Below are 19695 nucleotides of genomic sequence, written 5' to 3'. Positions count from 1 at the left end.
GACGCAATATTTTGCGTCTCGTCGTTGAACGATTGGTACTGCGTGGAATGCTGACCGTAGTAACGCGCACCGTTAAACGACTTGAAACTAACTACAGCAATATCAGCAACGAGGAGACGCAAAATATTGCGTCTCTACAGCCTGAATCAACTTACTCATCAAACGCGAAGCAAAGGCTTAGCGCTACTCCCTTCACCTATGAAAATCTGGGATAAAGGCATTGCCGTTGACAAAAAAATCGAGCAGTTCACCGTCGGGCGCGACCGGGAGCTGGATATGTACCTGGCGCAGTTCGACGTGCAGGCCTCCCGGGCCCAGGCCAACATGCTGGCCGGGGCGGGGCTGATTTCCGCGGCGGAAAACCAGCAGCTGCAGCAGGGTCTGCAGGAGCTGGCCGCGCAGCTGGAAGCCGGCACGTTCACCATCGGCGAAGACTTCGAGGACGTGCACTCCAAAATTGAGTCCTACCTCACCGAGCACTACGGCGACGCGGGCAAGAAAATCCACACCGCCCGCTCCCGCAACGACCAGGTGCTGACCGCCATTCAGCTGTTCCTGAAAGACTACACCCGGCGCGCGGCGGCTAAAACGCTGGAGCTGGTGGAAGTGCTGCTGCAAAAGGCGGAAACACACAAAACCGATCTGATGCCGGGCTACACCCACTTCCAAGCGGCCATGCCCAGCTCGTTCGGGCTGTGGTTTTCGGCCTACGCCGAGCACCTGCTGCTGGACCTGGCCCTGTTCGAGGCGGCCCACACCGTGGCCGACCAGAACCCGCTGGGCTCGGGCGCGGGCTTCGGCAGCTCCTTCCCCATCGACCGGCTGCAGACGACGCGGGAAATGGGCTTCGGGAACCTGGCCGTGAGCAGCGTAGGGGCCCAGATGCTGCGCGGTAAAACCGAGAAAACCGTGGCCTTCGCCCTGGCCGGCATGGCCGCCACCCTGGCCAAAATGAGCTACGACTTAGTGCTCTACAACGGGCAGGATATGGCCTTCGTGGAGCTGCCCAAAGAGTTTACCACCGGCAGCAGCATCATGCCCCACAAGAAAAACCCCGATGTGTTTGAGCTGATCCGGGCCCGCTGCAACGCGTTGCAGGCCCTACCCAACACGCTGATACTAGCCACCGGCAACCTGCCCAGCGGCTACCACCGGGACTTCCAGATTCTGAAGGAAATCCTGTTCGAGCCGATGACGCAGTTTTTGGACATCCTCGACATAGTGCTGTTTGCGTTGCCCCAGCTGCGCATCAAACCCGACCTGCTCAACCAGCCCAAGTACGATGCCGTGTTTACGGTGGAGAATATCAACCAGCTGATCCAGACCGGCACGCCCTTCCGCACGGCTTACAAGCAAGTGGGCCTAGCCGTGGAAGACGGCTCCTACGTGCCCCATAAGGAATTCCAGACCACTCACCTGGGCAGCGTGCATAACCTGGGGCTGGAAGAAATCCGGGCGAAGGTGGCGCGGTTCCGGACGGGCAGCCGCCTGACGTAGTCGGCAAGGAGACAGCACCGGAAAGGGCTAGGCTTTGCTATCCAGCCGCATAAAGAACTTCAGCAGGATCAGCAGCGGCGCCAGCACTGTCAGAACAAAGCCGAGTATCTTAGCTAGGTCGAATATTGAAGATGCAGTGTAGTTTCCCAGTGTCATATTGAAACCTATTGCTCCGACTACACTCAGGATTAACCCCAAGACGAATAGTAAAAACAGTTTCGTGAAAGTTGGCAGCCACTTCATAATTGTAGGGGGTTAGCGTTTCCGGATAAACAGAGACAAGTATACTGAAAAGGCCCCGAAACCAGACGGTTTCGGGGCCTTTCGCATGCGGCACAGACTGAAGCCTATGCTACATTTTTAAAGGTGAATTACCTCGCCGTAGGCGGCGGCGGCGGCTTCCATGATGGCTTCGCTCATGGTGGGGTGCGGGTGCACGGCCTTGATGATTTCGTGGCCGGTGGTTTCCAGCTTGCGGGCTACCACCACTTCGGCAATCATTTCGGTTACGTTGGCGCCAATCATGTGGGCGCCCAGCCACTCGCCGTACTTCTTGTCGAAGATGACTTTCACGAAGCCGTCTTTCACGCCGCCGGCCGAGGCTTTGCCGGAGGCTGAGAACGGGAATTTGCCGACCAAGATGTCGTAGCCCTGCTTTTTGGCTTCGGCTTCGGTGAGGCCCACCGAGGCAATTTCCGGCGAAGCGTAGGTGCAGCCGGGAATGTTCTGGTAGTTGAGCGGCTCGGGTTGATGGCCGGCAATTTTCTCCACGCAGATGATGCCTTCAGCGGAAGCCACGTGGGCCAGCGCGGGGCCGGGCACGATGTCGCCGATGGCGTAGATGCCGGGCACGTTGGTCTGGTAGAAGTCGTCCACAATCACGCGGCCTTTCTCCACCTTGATGCCCAGCTCCTCGATACCGATGTTTTCGAGGTTTGTTTGCACGCCCACGGCGCTCAGCACCACGTCGCACTCAATCTGCTGGTCGCCTTTGGCCGTTTTCACGGTTACGAGGCAGCCGGCGCCACTGGTGTCCACCTTGGTTACCTCGGCCGAAGTCAGCACGTTCACGCCGATTTTCTTGAAGGATTTCTCCATCTGGCGGCTCACTTCCTCATCCTCCACGGGCACGATGCGGGGCAGGTATTCCACCACCGTCACCTCCGAACCCATGGTGCGGTAGAAGTAGGCAAACTCCACGCCGATAGCGCCGGAACCCACCACCACGAGGCGCTTGGGCAGCTCAGGCATCACCATGGCCTGGCGGTAGCCGATGATTTTCTTGTTGTCGACGGGCATGGTGGGCAGCTCGCGCGAGCGGGCGCCGGTGGCCAGAATGATGCTCTTGGCCTCCACGGTTTCCTTGGTGCCGTCGGCTTTGGTGAGCTCCACCTTGCCGGGGGCCAGCAGCTTGCCGGTGCCCATCAGGGCGTCGATTTTATTCTTTTTGAATAGGAAGTTGATGCCCTTGCTCATGCCCTCGGCCACACCGCGGCTGCGCTTGATAACGGCGTCAAAATCGTAGCCCACGCCTTCGGCCTTGAGGCCATAATCGGCGGCGTGGTTGAGGTATTCAAACACCTGGGCGCTTTTGAGCAAGGCTTTGGTTGGAATGCAGCCCCAGTTGAGGCAGATGCCGCCAAGCGACTCCCGCTCGATAACGCCGACTTTCAGACCAAGCTGCGAAGCCCGGATAGCAGCCACGTAGCCGCCGGGGCCGCTGCCGACAACGACCAGGTCGTATTGCAATGCCATGTTGTTGTACTTGAGGGTGAGATAGAAAAACCCACACCGGGCACGAACTGCTGGCGGGGGCCCGGCAAAGATAGGCAGGCCGCGCAACTCGCCAACTGACGGCCACCAGCCGCCTGCCAGCCCGGCAGGACGCTTAAAACAACAGCTGGCCTATATCCGTTCGGGCCGATGTGCCGTAGAAGACCCGATTTACATTTACCGCTTACCGCGCCAGCACGGCGCCCCTCCTACTGCTTCGCTTATGAGCCACCGTCTACTCTCCCTGCTTTCCATCACCGGCAGCCTGCTGTTTTTCAGCCAGTGCGCCACCACCGTCGAAACCGACAAGCCTGGCACCGCCCAGCGCGCCATGCGCCAGGAAACAGCCTCCGCGCCGGCCGCTACCGCCAGCACCGGCACGGAGGCAGCAACGGCCTCCGCCGCCGCGCCCGTGCCCGTCCCCGGCACCATGGAAGCCGCCGCCCGCAAATCCAGCGCCGACTACCGCAACGAAATCCGCATTGCGGATGCGACGCTCAAAGGCTCGCCCCGCAACTTCGACGCGCTGCTGACCCGGGCCAAGGCCAAAAGCCACCTCAAGGACTACGCCGACGCCATTGCCGACTACAACCTGGCCGCCCGCCTCAAGCCCACCAACGCCGAGGTGTACTACAACCGCGGCCTGAACCGTCTCAAGCTCAAACAGTACACCCCCGCCATCTCCGACTTCAGCAAGGCCACCAAGTACAACCCCACCGATAAGGAAGCCTTCTTCGGCCGGGGCGCGGCCCGCATGCAGATGTTCAACTTCAAAGGCGCCATCCCTGATTTCACGAAGGCCATCGAGCTGGACCCCACCTACGCCGACGCCTACGAGTACCGCGGCATCAGTTACTCTTCCATCAACAAGCCCGCCGAGGCCAAAACCGACCTCGAAAAAGCCACCCAACTCAACCCCGAAGCCGCCAAAAGCCTGCGGCGGTATGCTGGTAAGTAGCTCGCTGTCATTGCGAGCAGACTGTCATTGCTTCGCTCCGCTCGCAATGACAGTCTGCTCGCAATGACAGCGAGCTACCGCCCAAACAGCAGCTTCAGGTAGAAGCTGGGCTGGCGCAGCCGCTCACGCATATCCAGGTCCAGGAACATCATCGAGAGAGTTTCGGCCAGGGTGGGGTTGTTGGCGGCGCGGTTGGCCACGAAGTTGAACAGCCACGGGTAGTCGAGCAGCTTCTGCATGGCGCGGCTCAGGCGCAGCTCCTGGCCCAGGCGGTTGTACACGGCCGCGTCGTAGCCGCGCAGGAAACCTGCCGAGAAATCCTGTGCCGCCAGCGCCCGGCCGGCCCAGTCGGCGGCGTGCCGCCCCGATACCATGGCGTGGCTGATGCCTTCGCCCGTGAACGGGTCGATAAGCGAGGCGGCGTCGCCGAGCAGCAGGTAGCTGGGGCCCGACAGCACGCGGCGCCTAGAGCCCAACGGCAGCCCGAAGCCGCGCACCGGGCCCAGCCGCTCGGCCCCAGCGAACCGGTCTTTGAGGGCCGGGTGCGTCTGCAGGATTTCGGCCAGCCGTTCGCGCAGGTTCACTTTCTTTTTCGATACGGCTTCCGTGAGCATGCCCACGCCCACGTTGGCCTCGCCGTTGGGCAGCGGAAACACCCACAGGTAGCCGGGCAGAAAGTCCTGAATGAAGTGCAGCTCGATGAAATTATCGGCGTGCAGGCCCTGCACGCCGCGGTAGTAGGCCCGCAGGCCAGCGCAGTGGTGGGCCGGCTCCAGCGCGTGCCCCGCCACCAGCCGCGCAAACCCCGACTGCGCGCCGTTGGCCACCAGCAGCAGCCGCGCCAGCGCCACGGGTGCGCCGGCGGCGTCGCGCACCAGCCAGCGGCCGTCGGGCTGCTGCTCGGGCAGGGCGGCGTCCAGGCCTTCGCGGAAGTCGATTTCGGAGCGGCGGCGCACTTCCTCGATCAGGAAATTATCGAAGTCGAGGCGCTTGATGATGTGGCCGGCGGCGCGGTCAGCGGCTTTGTTGTAGTGCGGCTTGAAGGGCACCGCCAGCTTGCGGCCGTTGGGCGCGTAGAAGTCGATGCCCCAGCTGGGCACCTGGGCGGGGTCGGCGGCCAGCTGGGCGGGCAGCGCCTCCCCTATCCGGCGCAGCTCGTTGATGACTTTGCCGCTGAGTGCGTCGCCGCACACTTTGTCGCGCGGGAAAGTGGCCTTGTCCAGCAGCAGGCAGCGGTGGCCGGCGTTGGCCAGGTGCAGGGCCGCCGTGGCGCCGCCGGGCCCGGCGCCCAGAATGCAGATGTCGGTTTCGAGCAACTCGTTGTTCGTTATTGGGTTTTCGTTTTTCGCTCTATCCGTAGGCAGTACCAACGCGCCAGAGAAGCTGCAAGGTAACCGTCGACGCACTGGTTTCCGACGCCCCGGCTTCGCCAATGCCCTACGGGCAACGAACAACAAAAAACCAATAACGCGCCTATCTTCGCCGCATGACAAAACAGCTCGACGGAAAAGTGGCCCTGATTACGGGCGCTTCCAAAGGAATCGGCCGCGCCATTGCGGTATATTTTGCCCAGCAGGGCGCCCAGGTGGCTTTCACCTACCTGTCCAGCGTGGAGAAAGGCCAGCAGCTCGAAGAAGAACTGGCCGCCCACGGCACCAAAGTGAAAGGCTTCCGCTCCGATGCCTCGGTGTATGCCGAAGCCGAAAAGCTGGTGGACGACGTGGTGGCCGAATTCGGCAAGCTGGACATTCTGGTGAACAACGCCGGCATCACGCAGGACGGCCTGCTGATGCGCATGAGCGAGCAGCAGTGGGACCAGGTTATTGCGGTGAATCTGAAGTCGGTGTTCAACCTCACCAAAGCCGCCACCAAGCCCATGATGCGCGCCAAAGCCGGCAGCATCATCAACATGAGCTCGGTAGTGGGCATCAAAGGCAACGCCGGCCAGGCCAACTATGCGGCCTCCAAGTCGGGCATTATCGGCTTCACGAAGTCGGTGGCGCTGGAGCTGGGCTCGCGCAACATCCGCTGCAACGCCGTAGCGCCCGGCTTCATCGAAACCGAAATGACCGACGCCCTCGACGCCAAGCAGGTAGACGAGTGGCGCAAAGCCATTCCGCTGCGCCGCGGCGGCACCCCCGAAGACGTGGCCAAAGCCACCGCGTTTCTGGCTTCCGACGACAGCAGCTACATCACCGGCCAGGTGCTGCAGGTAGACGGCGGCATGCTGACGTAGCACTGCGGTCCTGTCTGTAACGCGAAGTTGCACTTCGCGGAGCGTACACGTCGTTTGGGGTAGCAGCCCTGAAAACGATGCTGCGGCGCTTCGCGAAGTGCAACTTCGCGTTACATCCTTTCCTTACTCCCCCACCCCACCATGCGCCGCTTCCTGCTGTTTCTGCTGCCACTGCTGCTGCTCACGGTGCTGGCCTACCCGCGCCTGCACCGCCGCTACACCCGCCTGCGCCAAACCCAGGCGGCCAGCACCGCCGTGCAGCAGCTGGCCCCGCGCCTCCACGACGGCGACCTGATTTTCCAGACCTCCCAATCAGCGCAGAGCCGGGCCATTCAGCTGGCTACGCATTCCGAGTACAGCCACTGCGGCATTCTGTTCCGGAAAAACGGCGAGTGGCGCGTGTTTGAGGCCGTGCAGCCCGTGAGTGAAACCTCCCTGGCAGCCTGGGTGGCGCGGGGCCAGGGCGGCCGTTTCGTGGTAAAGCGCCTGCGCGACGCCCAAATCGTGCTGACGCCCCCGGTGCTACGGAAGCTATACGCCGCCGGCGAGCAGTACCGCGGCCGCAGCTACGACCTGTATTTTGGCTGGTCGGACGAACGGATTTATTGCTCGGAGCTGCTCTGGAAGATGTACCAGCAAGCCACCGGCCGCAAAATCGGGCAGCTCCAGCACCTGCGCGACTTCGACCTCTCCCACCCCGCCGTGCAGGCCAAGCTGCGCGAGCGGTACGGCCGCCAGCTCCCGCTCGATGAGCTGGTGATTTCGCCGGTACGGATGCTGGAAAGCCCGGAACTGGTAACGGTGCGGTAAGGATCTGGTTTATTCCCACTGGCCCGCCACAGCGCCACGGGGCTTTTTCGTTTACTCCCGCAGCTTGGACTGAAGGCACTTCCTCAGCTGCACTTCTGCTGCATCAACAGCGCGCAGAGCAACCGGGCCGGTGGATTCATACACCAGAAAATCCTGCGTTTCTCCGAAATCCTGCGGAAACTCAAGCGCCGATATAATGGCCCTGTTATCCTGTACGAAGCGCGCCTGTTGCTGTATTTCAGTTGAGTGCCGGTAGAAGTGCAGGACGATGAGCGGCTGGTACGTATTGCTGGGCTTCTTGCGCAGCTGCCGGGCATACAGCGTATCCACTACCGAATACTGCGCCTCGAAATGCAGCTCAAAGTCTGCTTTGCCGATGTGCGCCAGGGCAATTTTGTTGCTGTCGGCCGCTACTTTCTGCACCGTCCAGCGCTCGGGCAGGCAGCCACGGAGCTTTGCCTCGGCGTAAGGCGCTGGGGCGCTGCTTGCAGGAGTGAGCTTGTTGTTGGATGTGCAAGCGGTTAGCAGACCCGCCAGGGCTGCGCCAATCAACCATACCCTTGTGGCGGAACGTCTGGATAGTGCCCCCATAGCGGCTTAGCTGTTTTATCGTAGAAGGATAGCAGGCGTCAAGGTAAGCAATGCGGGTAGCTGCCGCTTCACGGCGGGATTCTCTGCGCCGCTCGCCCTACCTTGCGCCGCATCCGTAAGGGCTTCTGACTACCTCCGACTTACTTATGAGCAAAGCCGTTTTCATTGCCACTGCCGAGCCGTACAGCGGCAAATCCGTTGTGACGCTGGGGCTGGTGCACCTGCTGCTGGGGCAGGCGCAGCGGGTGGGCTACTTCAAGCCCATCATCACGCCCCTCGCCGACGGCCAGCCCGACTACCACATCCAGACGGTGCTACAGCACTTCCAGCTGCCCCTCGCCTACCCCGACACCTACGCCTACACCGGCCAGGAGGCGCTGCGCATGGTGGAGGCCGGCCGCGCTGGCGAGCTGCTCGACACCATCATCCACCGCTTCAAGCAGCTGGAAGCCGCCCACGATTTTGTGGTGGTGGAAGGCACCGACTTCGTGGGCAGCAGCCTGGCACTGGAGCTGGACCTCAACTGGCAGGTGGCCCGCAACCTGAGCGTGCCGGTGGTACTGCTGATTTCAGGCCTCGACAAAACCGTTGAGCAGCTCGTCAACGCCGCCCTGTCCATCCGGCGCGACGCACTGGAAAGCGAGGTGCAGGTGCTGGCTTTGGTGCTCAACCGCGTGGCCCCGGCGCAGCTGGACGAGGTACGCACCCTACTGCGCGACCAGCTGCCGCCCGAAACCCAGCTGGCCCTCATTCCGGAAAGCCCGGCCCTGCGCAGCCCCACCATGCAGGAAATCCACGACCAGTTGGGCGGCGAGCTGCTGTTCGGGGCCGACCAGCTTACCAACCCCGTCGACCACTTCATCAACGGCTCGATGCAGGTGCCCAACTTTTTGCTGCGCCTCGAGGAAAACGTGCTCATCATCACGCCCGGCGACCGGGCCGACCTTATTTTAAGTGCCTTGCAGGCCAATATGTCGGCCAGCTACCCGCGCGTAGCGGGGCTGGTGCTCACCAGCGGCTACCGGCCCGAAGACTCGGTGCTGCGCCTGATTGAGGGTTTGCCCGTGGCCGTGCCGATGCTGCTGGTGGAGTCGGGCACGTTCCAGACCACCACCCGCATCGGCAATATTCAGGCGCGCATCGGGCCACAGCAAACCAAGAAAATCCGGCTAGCCATCCAGACGTTTGAGCGCCACCTCGATGCGCCGCGCCTGCTGGAGCAGCTCAGCACGTTTGCGCCGCGCGGCCTCACGCCGCACATGTTCCAGTACCAGCTGCTGCAATGGGCGCGCAGTCAGCGCAAGCACATTGTATTGCCCGAAGGCAACGACGACCGGGTGCTACGCGCGGCGGCCCGCCTGCTGGAGCAGGACGTGGTGAGCCTCACCATCCTCGGCGACCCGACCCAGATTCTGGCCGCTGCCAAGCGCCTCGGCCGCCCCCTGGACCCGCAGCGCGTGCAGCTGCTCGACCCGCAACATTCCGCACTGTTCCAGGACTTCGCCGAAACCCTGTTCGAGCTGCGCCGCAGCAAGGGCGTGACCCTGGAAATGGCCCGCGACCTGATGACCGACGTGTCGTACTTCGGCTCGATGATGGTGTACAAGGGCCTGGCCGACGGTATGGTGTCGGGGGCGGTGCACACCACGCAGCACACCATTCGGCCGGCGCTGCAGTTTATCAAGACGCGGCCGGGCGTGTCGGTGGTGTCGTCGGTGTTCTTTATGTGTCTGCCGGATCGGGTGGCCGTGTTTGGCGACTGCGCCGTGAACCCCAACCCCACCGCCGAGCAGCTGGCCGAAATTGCCATTTCCTCGGCCGACAGCTCCCGGCGCTTCGGCATCGAGCCGCGGGTGGCCATGCTGTCCTACTCCTCCGGCACCTCCGGCGAGGGCGCCGACGTGGACAAGGTGCGCCAGGCCACCCAGCTCGTGCGCCAGCTCCGCCCCGATTTGCTGGTGGAAGGCCCCATCCAGTACGATGCCGCCGTGGACCCCGCCGTGGGCCAGCAGAAGCTACCCGGCTCGCCGGTAGCCGGCCAGGCCAGCGTGCTCATCTTCCCCGACCTGAACACCGGCAACAACACCTACAAAGCCGTGCAGCGCGAAACCGGCGCCCTGGCTATCGGCCCGATGCTGCAGGGCCTGAACAAACCCGTCAACGACCTGAGCCGTGGCTGCACCGTCGACGACATCTACAACACGGTGCTGCTGACGGCCATTCAGGCGCAGGGCTAGTTTCGGCAGCCGCAAAAAGGCCCCGTTGCTTCAGGTGAAGCAACGGGGCCTTTTTTATTTTTGGGTCTTGGTGAAGGTGGGGACTTAGAAGCACAAATATTTAATTCAGCACTGTCGCCCCAATTTCGCCAAACGCTTATTATGCATTCGTGTTTTGTTCTTTAAATTTTTGTTGCATCAATCATTGCTTCCTCAACATATTTCACAGCGTCTTTAACAGCAATAGAAAATATTCCACCTTTATTATTATCAAACACTTCTTTCCAAGTACTATATCCCCCTTTATAGTCAGGCAATTTATTGCATTCAGAAACAAGCGTTGTTACACTTCTCAAAAGGGCATCTTTAGATAAAGGCAAGTGTCCGATTTCGTCTGAAAAACCTGTTGGATTATGTGGATTTTTCACTTTAAGCCCGTTAACATAGATATGAATAACAATTCCCGAACTATCATATTTTTCAACCTTCAAAATTTTGATTACTGAATTTTCTTCTCCTAATCGAGTATCATATTTCCATATTTGCCCTACTTTAAATTTATCATCTTGAAAATCTTGTTCGTCAGACTGTTCTTTGCAACCTGTAAACCAAGAAAAAAGCCCTGCCATGATTATTACAATTTTTATTTTGTTCATATTTTTAAGTGTCTGTTTTTTTTATAAAACGACGCACAATACCCTTGTTGCCGAAAGTAGCGAGGACGTTTGATTTTTGGCAATATACGCTGTGTATGCAGCAATCTTTCAGCAACAGCACCGACGTTAAGCTTATTTCCGAAACTCAGTCCGCACAACCTTGGCTATCGAGAATAGAAGCAGATCGACTGCGTCGCGCTACACAGGGCCAAATATCAATGGTTTTGATGCTGATGCGGCCGAACGATCCCAGAGTAATAAGATTACCGGCACCTACCATCAGCTACCCACGCCACTCGTCTTTTTTGCGGGAAAACCGTAATAGCATGTCGCACCCCTACGGTCGTTACGTACCGGCTGGCCTGCCGAGCTTCGGCTCCGGGCCTGTAGCCAACGTACAGCTGCTCCGGATACCTTTGCAGCGGCCTGCCGCCCGATAACCCGGGCACGCGGGCCGGCTGCACGCTTTTAACTCTGCTTTTTTCACCCAAACAACCTACATGGCCTCCGGACTTTTTGCATTACTAGATGATATTTCGGCTTTAGTGAAAGTCAGTGCCGCCAGCCTGGACGATGTGCCGGCGCAGGTGGCTAAAACCACCGGCAAGGTGTCGGGCATCGTGATTGACGATACGGCCGTGACGCCCAAATACGTGGTCGGCCTCGACCCCAGCCGGGAGCTGTCCATCATCTTCCAGATTGCCAAAAAGTCGCTGTTCAACAAGCTGTTGATTCTGACCCCGGCGGCGCTGGTGCTTGGCTACTTCGCGCCCTGGGCCATCACGCCCATCCTGATGCTGGGCGGGGCTTACCTGTGCTACGAGGGCTACGAGAAGGTGCACTCCATGTTCAGCCAGCACCCCGAGGCCCACGCGGAAACCGAGCAGCTGGAAACCATTACGCCGGAGGAGCTGGAAAAGCAGCGCGTGGCCGGTGCCGTCCGCACCGACATCATCTTGTCGGCTGAAATCATGGCCATTGCCTACAGCCAGGTAACCGACCAGCCCATCGTGAACCAGATTGTGGTGATGCTGGCCGTGGCGGTGTTCATCACGGTGGCCGTGTACGGCTTCGTAGGGCTGATTGTGAAAGCCGACGACATCGGCCTGCACCTGGCCGAGGGCGACAACAGCGCGGCCACCAAGAGCTTCGGCCGCGGCCTCGTGAAGTTCATGCCGAAGTTTCTCAGCATCCTGAGCTACGTGGGCACCGCCGCCATGCTGTGGGTGGGTGCCGAAATCATTGCCCACGGCATCCCCTTCACCGCCCATCTGCTGCACGACCTAGAAGTAGCCCTGGCCTCCATGCCCGCCGTGGCCTGGCTGGCCAAAGTAGTGGCCTGCGGCCTAGGCGGTCTGGTGATTGGCTTCGTGGTTGACCAGGTAGTACGGCTGGTAAAGAAGCTGATGCCGGCCAAGAAGGAGGTTGCGCAGTAGCGCAGACTTCCTGTCTGCCTGGGTGTAGAGACGCGTATTCGCGTCTCGTCGTTGAACGGCCGGAACTGAGCCAAACTGTGCCAGTGAAACAACGTCAGCAACGACGAGACGCGAGTACGCGTCTCTACACCGGCAGGAACGGTATTGGCTTAATACAGCACGATCTGCTCATTATCTCTCTATGCACATCTTCGTCATCAACTCCGGCAGCAGCTCACTGAAGTACCAACTGTTTCGCTGGCCGCAGGAGCAGCCGCTGGCCCGCGGGCTGGTGGAGCGCATCGGCCTGCCCGATGGCCAGCTCACGCACACCACCCTACAACCCGACGGCCAGGAGCACACCGAGCGCCACACCCTGCCCATCCCCGACCACCGCACCGGCCTGGAACATGCCATGCGCCTGCTCACCGACCCCGCCACCGGCGTGCTGCAAAACCCCGCCGATGTGCAGCTGGTGGGCCACCGGGCCGTGCACGGCGGTGAGGAATTCCGGGAGCCAACGCTGGTAACGCCGGAAGTGAAGGCCCGCATCCGGGAGCTGTTTCCGCTGGCCCCGCTGCACAACCCGGCCAACCTGCTGGGCATGGAGGTGGCCGAGCAGCTGTTTCCGCAGGCCCGGCAAGTGGCGGTGTTCGACACGGCGTTTCATAGCACGCTCCCGCCCCACGCCTACCGCTTCGCGCTGCCCGAGGAGCTGTACACCCGGCACGGGCTGCGCGCCTACGGCTTCCACGGCACCAGCCACCAGTTTGTGAGCCGCGAAACCCTGCGCTACCTGGGCCAGCCCGACGCCCGCGTGATTACAGTGCACCTGGGCAACGGCTGCAGCATGGCCGCCACCGTGGCCGGCCGCGCCGTGGATACCAGCATGGGCTTCGGCCCCATGAACGGGCTGGTGATGGGCACCCGCGCCGGCGACACCGATCAGGCCGTCATTTTCCACCTGGTAGAGCAGTTGGGCTACTCGCTCGACGACGTGAAGAACCTGCTCAACAAGGAAAGCGGCATGCTCGGCCTCACCGGCCACAGCGACATGCGCGACATCACGCGCCTGCTCAACGAAGGCGACCCGCGCGCCCGCCTCGCCTACGACCTCTATGCCCACCGCATCAAGAAATACCTCGGCAGCTTCCTGGCCGTCCTCAACGGGGCCGATGCCGTGGTGTTCACGGGCGGCGTGGGCGAAAACGACGCGCTGGTGCGCCAGCTGGTGTGCGCAAACCTGGATTTCCTGGGCATCCAACTCGATGAAACCGAAAACGCCCGCCGCGCCCCCGGCACCCGCGACTTATCGGCACCCGGCAGCCGGGTGCGGGTGCTGGTAGTGCCCACCAACGAGGAGCTGGAAATTGCGCGGCTGTGCGCAGTGATTGGTGTATAACTAGTAGCCATCCGGAAAGCATTGAGGGCCAATAGCACCGCCACCATATTCCAGCACTAATTCATCGGACTGAATGATGTGGGTGCAACCGCGTGCGTATTGTTCCCGAAGGCTGTCCGCAATTGGCCTGCTAAAAACATTGAACGAGTACATACCCATACCACTTCTCTTGAAGCCCAAAACGGCAGGCTCACCGTTCTGGATGGAAATACAGTCGGCGGCCCCCAGCTTTTCTTGAAGCTGCTGAATAGTAGCCTCGCTCCAACCCAGACTGGCGACCAAGCTGTCGAGTTGAGGTTTGGATGAACTGGCCCAAGCATAGGTATAGGTAGGGTTTCGCTCAGGTCCTTCCCGTAGGATTATCCGGTCGATGGCAGTGCCCTCAAACTCAACTTCCACTTGCTTGCCAGCCGGGATCATGGCCGAGTAATAGCGAATCACAGTTTGTATGGCCTTACGGTGTTCCGCATAACCGCTTACAAGTTCCTGGCGAGTGTAGTCCTTGTCAAATACGCCAAACGCGTTTGCAATCAGCAAAATATAGCCTACGTATGCGGCGACTATGACTGCTATACCCACACCGACACCGATCAGAATTTTTAAAGCAATACCCATAGCAAAGGAATAAGCAGGTCTAGCTACAAAGCTCACATAAAGCTCACATATAATTCCAATCCCTCCCCCCGCAACCTGCTACCTTCGCTACCCGGCCTTGGCGCGCTACGCAACTCTGTGGCGCTTACCGGGGTTCTTAGCCTGCTCACCCGCTATTTCCGTCTTTTGATTTCTATAGCTGCTTCTCCCTGGTTGATTTTGCCGTGCCTGCTGGCGGGCGCGGCCTATGCGGCGCTGCTCTATTCGGCCAAGGCCCCCTGGAGCCGCCGCCTGAACTACGGGCTGGCGGCGCTGCGCTTTGTGGTGGTGAGCTTCCTGAGCTTCCTGCTGCTCTCGCCCTTCCTCAACACTACGACCACCACCACCGAGAAACCCACCATCGTGCTGGCCGTCGACAACTCGCAGTCGGTGGCGCTGTTCACGCCCCGGCCGGTGCTGAGCCAGGCCACCGGCGGGCTGCGTGAGCTGGCCGCTGCCCTGCAGGCCAAGGGCTTCACGGTGGAAACCCGCCCGCTGGCCGGCCCGGCACTAGCTGCCGATTCGCTGCGCTTCACGGCTCCGGCCACCGACCTCAACGCCCTGCTCAGTGGAATCCAGGAAAGCTACGATGGCCGCAACCTGGCCGGCGTGGTGCTGGCCTCCGACGGCATCGTGAACCAGGGCCAGTCGCCTACTTTCGCGGAGTTCCGGTTCCCGATTTACAGCCTAGCCCTCGGCGACACGGTGCCGAAAAAAGACCTCAGCCTGCCCGCCCTCACCTACAACCGGGTGGCATTCAGCGGCAACCGCTTCCCCCTCGAAGCCGACCTCACCTACGACGGCTTTGCGGGCGGTGCGGCGGTAGTGCAGCTGCGCGAAAACGGCCGCGTGCTCCAGACCCGGCGCGTGGCGCTGCCCGCGGGCCAGCGGCGTACCAAGGTGGCCTTCACGGTGGTGGCTCCCGCCCCCGGCAAGCGCCGCTACGAGGTGGTGGTGGAGCGCCAGGCCGGCGAATTCACGGCCCTCAACAACAGCAAGTTTGCCTACATCGAGGTGGTGAAAGGCAAGCTGCGGGTGCTGCTGGCCGGTGCCGCCCCCCACCCCGACCTCAAGGCCCTGCGCGCCGCCATCCAGGGCAATGACAACTTCGACCTTGTCTCCTACCTGCCCGGCATTAGCCCCCTGAAAGCCGGCCAGGACTATGATGTGGCCATTCTGCACCAGCTCCCGGCCCGCTCCGGCGTGGGGGCTGAGGTGCTGGCCGAGGTGCGCCGCCGCCGCATTCCGGCCTTGTACGTGCTGGGCGCGCAGTCTGATTTTGGGGCCTACAACGCCCTCGGCACCGGCCTCACGGTGCAGCCCCGCGGCTCCCAGACGGACGACGTGACGCCCACGCTCAACCCAGCTTTCTCGCGCTTCACCTTCGAGGAAGATGCTCTGCGCCGCTTTGCCGCCTACCCGCCCGCCCCGGTGCCGTTCGGCGACTACCGGCTGGGCGGCGGCGCCGAAGCCGCGCTCTGGCAGCAGGTGGGCCGAGTGCGCACCCAGAAGCCGCTGCTGGTCTTCGGAGGCACTCCGCAGCAGCGCCAGGCCACCCTGCTCACCGAGGGCAGCTGGCAGTGGCGCCTGCAGGAAGCCGTGGAGCACGATGACCGGCCCGAAGCCTACGACCGGCTGGTGAACCGCACGCTGCAGCTGCTCACCCAGAACGCCAACAAGAAGCGCCTCGACGTGTACCCCACCCAAGACGCCTTCAACTCGCAGGACGACGTGACCTTTACGGCCGAAACATACAACACCATCTTCGAGCGCATCTACGGCCAGCAAATCACGCTCACGCTCACCGACGAGCAGCAGAAAACCCGCACTTTCACCTACACCACCACCGAAGACGGCGCCCCGCTGCACCTGGGCGTGCTGCCCGGCGGCCTCTACCGCTACGTGGCCCGCGCCACCCTCTCGGGCCAGCCGCAGCAGGACCGCGGCGAGGTGCTGGTGCAGGAGCAGCAGCTCGAAGCCCTGCAAAGCCGCGCCGACCACAACCTGCTCTACCAGCTGGCCCGCCGCAGCAACTCCCGCCTCTACTTCCCCCAGCAGCTCCAGCAGCTGACGGATGATATTCTGAAGGCCGACTACAAGCCCGTCATCTACTCGCAGGAGGATTTAAAGGACTTGATCAACCTGAAGTGGCTGTTTTTTGTGCTGCTGGCGCTGGCCACGCTGGAATGGGCCACCCGCAAGTATTCGGGTGGCGTGTAATGTTTTGAACGGCGTAGAGGCGCAATATTTTGCGTCTCGTCGTTGAACGGTCTAGGCCCCTCGCTTACTGAACAACATCCCCAACGACGAGACGCGAAGTGTCGCGTCTCTACATTGTTCTATAGCCGGCACATACTCTGACGCAATAATGCGTGGTACCTTTGCGCCATGCGTTACATTCTGCTCAACAAGCCCTACGAAGTCCTCACTCAGTTCACCGACGAAGCCGGGCGCAAAACGCTTAAGGATTTCGTGGCCGTACCCGACATTTATCCGGTAGGCCGGCTGGACTACGATTCCGAGGGCCTCGTGCTGCTCACTGACGATAAGCAGTTGCAACACCGCCTGTCGGAGCCGCGCTTCAAGGTGCCGAAAACGTACTGGGCGCAGGTGGAAGGCATTCCGACCGAGGCCGCGCTGGAAAACCTGCGCCGCGGCGTCGACCTGAAAACCGGCTACACCAGCCCGGCCGAGGTGGCGTTGCTGCCGGAGGCGCCCGAGCTGTGGGAACGCAGCAAGCCGGTGCGCTTTCGGGCCGCCATTCCCACCAGCTGGGTACAAATCCGGATTTCGCAGGGCATGAACCGGCAGGTGCGCAAGATGACGGCCGCCGTGGGCTTCCCCACTCTGCGCCTCGTGCGCTCCAGCATCGCCGATCTGGCCGTAGCGGAGCTGCAGCCCGGCCAGTGGCGCGAGTTGACCGAAGTGGAAGTGCAGGCCCTGCGTGAAGACATGGCCGCCCAGACGGCCGCCGCCGGCACCTACAAGCCCACCACCAAAACCTCGGAATACTGGCCCGGCGGCGTGCGCCCGGCCAACAGCAAAACCGGCCAGAACAGCGCCGGCGGCTACAACCGGGGCGGGTTTGGCGGCCAGAGCGGTGCCAAACCCGGCGGCGCCGATGGTCGCGGGGCCGGCCGGCCGGGCACGTTCAGCGCCAAGCCCTCCAACGGCAAGCCCAAAAACGCCTCGCCCGGCAAAACCGGCAGCAAGCCCGGCCCAAAATCGGCGGGGCGGGGCACGGTGGGGCGCAAGCCCGGTTCGGCCGGTGGCGGCCGTAGCAGCCGCGGCTAGTAGCCGACACTCCTTACCGAGCGTGCTATTAGCGCTAAAGCTAGCTTTATACATGCCCCCTATCCTAAAACGGCTCCTCGTCTGTCTCTTGCTGGCAGCCCTATCCCTAAACGCCGTGGCGTTCTTCCACGCCTGGCGCTTCACGCATTTTACCACTGAAGCCGGCTCCCACACCGATAACCCGGAGCAGCTGACGGCGCTGCAGAAAGTGGGCATTCTGCTCACGGGTATCAAAAACCCCAAGCCTGTCAACCAGCAGCGGCCGGCTTTCCCATACCGCACGGTGTACCTCAGCAGCCCTAACGGGTGGCTGGAAACCTGGTACGCCACGGTGCCCCGGGCGCGCGGCACCGTGGCCCTGTTTCACGGCTATACCAGTTGCAAAAGCAAACTCCTGACCGAAGCCGGCTACTTCCGTAGCCTCGGCTACAACGTGCTGCTCACCGACTTTGCCGGCAACGGCGGCTCAGCGGGCAACGTCTGCACCGTGGGCCACCACGAAGCCGCCGACGTAGCCACGGCCGTGCGCTGGCTGCAGCAGCAACCCGGCCCGGTGTTCATCTACGCCAACTCCATGGGGGCCGTGGCCACGCTGCGCGCCGAAGCTGAGTTGGGCGTCCGGCCCGCCGCCAATATCCTGGAGTGCCCCTACGGCTCGATGCTGCAGACCGCGCAAAGCCGCTTCCGCTCCATGCACGTGCCGCCCTTCCCGATGGCCAACTTGCTGGTGCTGTGGGGTGGCCTGGCCAACAACTTCTGGGCTTTCGACCTCGACGCCACGCGCTACGCCGCCCAAGTCAGCACGCCCACCCTGCTGCTCTGGGGCACCGCCGACCCGCGCGTGACCCGCCCGGAAACCGACGCCATTTTCGCGGCACTGGCCGGCCCCAAGCAGCGGCAAGATTTTGTGGGTTCTGGCCACGAGCCGTACTGGTGGAAGCATCAGGTGCTTTGGAAACGTAGAGTAGCCCACTGGTGTAGCCGCCACGCACCGGTTCGTTGAGCGCGCCGGCGGCCGTCACCACTGGGTACCCGAGCCAGTTGCGGCGCTGGGCCAGGAACGGGAGAAAACGCTGCCCGGCAAGGCGCGGCAGTTTAAGAAAGTGCCGGCAGTGAAATAACTTGTCATCCGCCTCACAAAAAAAGCTCTGCCGGCGTCGACAGGGCTTTTTTTATGCTATCATACGAGCCGCAGAAACCGGACTGAGCTACCCTGCCAACACAACCTCGGCGGAGGCAGCGGGCTTGTGGTTCCGGCGTGGAATAATCAGGTTGCGTTTGGCTTTTTGCTGCAGCAGCGCGGCGGCCAGTAGCAGCAGCAACACGGCCTGGAAGCTGGCCTCCGGCCCAAACGCGCCCCCGGTTAGCAGCGGATGCCCCATGAGGTTCGTGGTGAGCAGGCTGCTGGTTTTTTCATTGCCGGAAGTCACGGCCCCAAAAATGCCTGACTGCACAAAATTCCAGGCGAAGTGAATGGCAATTGGGAACCATAGGTTGCGGGTAGCCACGTAGGCTAAGCCGAACACCGCCCCGGCCACCACCACACACAGTCCCGACAACAGCGTACTGCCCGGATTGGCCAGGTGCAGCAGTCCGAAAACGAGTGCTGAAATGGCCAGGGCCCAGTAGCTGCCCAGCTTTTCTTCCGCAATTCTGAACAGGATACCGCGCAGCAGCACTTCCTCAAAAATAGCCACCGAGAAAGCCACTGACAGGGGAATCAGTACGCTGGCCGCCGGCTTCACGGCTACCACCTGCACCTTGCCAAGCAACGCAACGACCAGGATAGTCAGACCTTGCAGAGCCGCGCCCAGTGCCAGTCCGGTGCCAATAGTCCTGCCCCAGCGGCTCAGCGACAGTTCCGTAACGGCCCGGCGCTCGATGCGCCCGTAGAAGCTGCGGTAAGTCCAGACTACGGCCGCGGAAGAAATCAGCCCTTTGATGAGGTTGCGGGAGTTTCTGTCGACAGGAAATACATCGAAGAGGTTGGCGGCGAGCTGTTGGGCCAGGATAAATACCACGAAGCAAATCAGTATGCCACCGAATATTCTGGCTATCGACGTGCTCAATACCCTCTGTTTAAAAGATGCAGCGCTCATGGGAGTACGGGTTAGGGGTTGTTGCGACAAATGTGCCCCTTACCGACGGCCAGAAATAGAATGAAATTAGCCTCCCCTTTATTTTTTCACCGCGCCCGTTTCCTGGTGTTTGGCC

Annotated in this window: 17 protein-coding genes; 10 read left to right on the top strand and 7 right to left on the bottom strand. The window is 61.6% G+C overall.

Annotation, left to right across the window (positions count from 1 at the left end; genetic code table 11):
- The first annotated feature begins 198 nt into the window (after positions 1–198).
- Positions 199–1497 carry an argininosuccinate lyase gene (argH, locus tag O9Z63_RS02740; protein ID WP_270127754.1) on the top strand — a complete coding sequence of 433 codons (1299 nt, stop codon included), beginning with the start codon at positions 199–201 and terminating at the stop codon, positions 1495–1497.
- Between the two features lie 27 nt (positions 1498–1524).
- On the opposite strand, the gene O9Z63_RS02735 is transcribed toward argH, so the two are convergent.
- Positions 1525–1740, bottom strand: a complete 216-nt coding sequence (locus O9Z63_RS02735; RefSeq protein WP_270127753.1) for a hypothetical protein — start codon at positions 1738–1740, stop codon at positions 1525–1527.
- Positions 1741–1857: 117 nt separating this feature from the next.
- Positions 1858–3252: a dihydrolipoyl dehydrogenase gene (lpdA, locus tag O9Z63_RS02730; protein WP_270127752.1), complete on the bottom strand. Its 1395-nt coding sequence runs from the start codon at positions 3250–3252 to the stop codon at positions 1858–1860.
- 241 nt (positions 3253–3493) lie between these two features.
- Between lpdA and O9Z63_RS02725 the strand changes: the two genes are divergently transcribed.
- Positions 3494–4228 (top strand): tetratricopeptide repeat protein, encoded by a 735-nt coding sequence (locus O9Z63_RS02725; protein WP_270127751.1) that lies wholly within the window; start codon positions 3494–3496, stop codon positions 4226–4228.
- A gap of 74 nt (positions 4229–4302) precedes the next feature.
- Here O9Z63_RS02725 and O9Z63_RS02720 read toward each other — a convergent pair whose 3' ends face one another.
- Positions 4303–5544 carry a geranylgeranyl reductase family protein gene (locus O9Z63_RS02720; RefSeq protein WP_270127750.1) on the bottom strand — a complete coding sequence of 414 codons (1242 nt, stop codon included), beginning with the start codon at positions 5542–5544 and terminating at the stop codon, positions 4303–4305.
- Positions 5545–5714: 170 nt separating this feature from the next.
- Between O9Z63_RS02720 and fabG the strand changes: the two genes are divergently transcribed.
- Both fabG and O9Z63_RS02710 read left to right on the top strand, forming a co-directional pair.
- Entirely contained in the window at positions 5715–6464 is a 750-nt protein-coding gene (fabG, locus tag O9Z63_RS02715) for a 3-oxoacyl-[acyl-carrier-protein] reductase (protein WP_270127749.1), read from the top strand.
- Between the two features lie 141 nt (positions 6465–6605).
- The gene (locus O9Z63_RS02710) at positions 6606–7274 is read left to right on the top strand and encodes a YiiX family permuted papain-like enzyme (protein WP_270127748.1); all 669 of its coding nucleotides are present in this window, start codon (positions 6606–6608) and stop codon (positions 7272–7274) included.
- Between the two features lie 51 nt (positions 7275–7325).
- Here the strand turns inward: O9Z63_RS02710 and O9Z63_RS02705 are convergent, their stop codons facing one another.
- A complete protein-coding gene (locus O9Z63_RS02705) occupies positions 7326–7865 on the bottom strand; it encodes a hypothetical protein (RefSeq protein WP_270127747.1) in 540 nt (179 codons plus the stop codon).
- Between the two features lie 146 nt (positions 7866–8011).
- Between O9Z63_RS02705 and pta the strand changes: the two genes are divergently transcribed.
- On the top strand, positions 8012–10102 hold the full coding sequence (gene pta / locus O9Z63_RS02700) for a phosphate acetyltransferase (protein ID WP_270127746.1): 2091 nt from the start codon (positions 8012–8014) through the stop codon (positions 10100–10102).
- A 161-nt stretch (positions 10103–10263) separates the two neighbouring features.
- Here the strand turns inward: pta and O9Z63_RS02695 are convergent, their stop codons facing one another.
- Positions 10264–10737 carry a hypothetical protein gene (locus tag O9Z63_RS02695; protein ID WP_270127745.1) on the bottom strand — a complete coding sequence of 158 codons (474 nt, stop codon included), beginning with the start codon at positions 10735–10737 and terminating at the stop codon, positions 10264–10266.
- 500 nt (positions 10738–11237) lie between these two features.
- Here O9Z63_RS02695 and O9Z63_RS02690 point away from each other — a divergent pair, with 500 nt between their 5' ends.
- A complete protein-coding gene (locus tag O9Z63_RS02690) occupies positions 11238–12173 on the top strand; it encodes a DUF808 domain-containing protein (protein ID WP_270127744.1) in 936 nt (311 codons plus the stop codon).
- 181 nt (positions 12174–12354) lie between these two features.
- Entirely contained in the window at positions 12355–13554 is a 1200-nt protein-coding gene (locus tag O9Z63_RS02685; RefSeq protein ID WP_270127743.1) for an acetate/propionate family kinase, read from the top strand.
- Here the strand turns inward: O9Z63_RS02685 and O9Z63_RS02680 are convergent, their stop codons facing one another.
- Complete coding sequence (locus tag O9Z63_RS02680) at positions 13555–14169, bottom strand: hypothetical protein (protein WP_270127742.1); 615 nt, start codon at positions 14167–14169, stop codon at positions 13555–13557.
- Between the two features lie 198 nt (positions 14170–14367).
- On the opposite strand from O9Z63_RS02680, the gene O9Z63_RS02675 reads away from it, so the two are divergent.
- The 3 genes from O9Z63_RS02675 to O9Z63_RS02665 all read left to right on the top strand — a co-directional run bounded on the left by O9Z63_RS02675 (position 14368) and on the right by O9Z63_RS02665 (position 18484).
- On the top strand, positions 14368–16407 hold the full coding sequence (locus O9Z63_RS02675; protein WP_270127740.1) for a VWA domain-containing protein: 2040 nt from the start codon (positions 14368–14370) through the stop codon (positions 16405–16407).
- Positions 16408–16575: 168 nt separating this feature from the next.
- Positions 16576–17481, top strand: a complete 906-nt coding sequence (locus O9Z63_RS02670; RefSeq protein ID WP_270127739.1) for a pseudouridine synthase — start codon at positions 16576–16578, stop codon at positions 17479–17481.
- 88 nt (positions 17482–17569) lie between these two features.
- Positions 17570–18484: an alpha/beta hydrolase gene (locus tag O9Z63_RS02665; protein WP_270127738.1), complete on the top strand. Its 915-nt coding sequence runs from the start codon at positions 17570–17572 to the stop codon at positions 18482–18484.
- A gap of 205 nt (positions 18485–18689) precedes the next feature.
- Here the strand turns inward: O9Z63_RS02665 and O9Z63_RS02660 are convergent, their stop codons facing one another.
- Complete coding sequence (locus O9Z63_RS02660; RefSeq protein WP_270127737.1) at positions 18690–19502, bottom strand: CPBP family intramembrane glutamic endopeptidase; 813 nt, start codon at positions 19500–19502, stop codon at positions 18690–18692.
- Between the last annotated feature and the right edge of the window lie 193 nt (positions 19503–19695).

Origin of the sequence: Hymenobacter yonginensis, from assembly GCF_027625995.1 — a bacterium.
In the GTDB taxonomy this organism is placed as follows: domain Bacteria; phylum Bacteroidota; class Bacteroidia; order Cytophagales; family Hymenobacteraceae; genus Hymenobacter; species Hymenobacter yonginensis.
The sequence above is the reverse complement of the archived record's forward strand: the minus strand, read 5'-3'. Positions and strand labels throughout refer to the sequence as shown.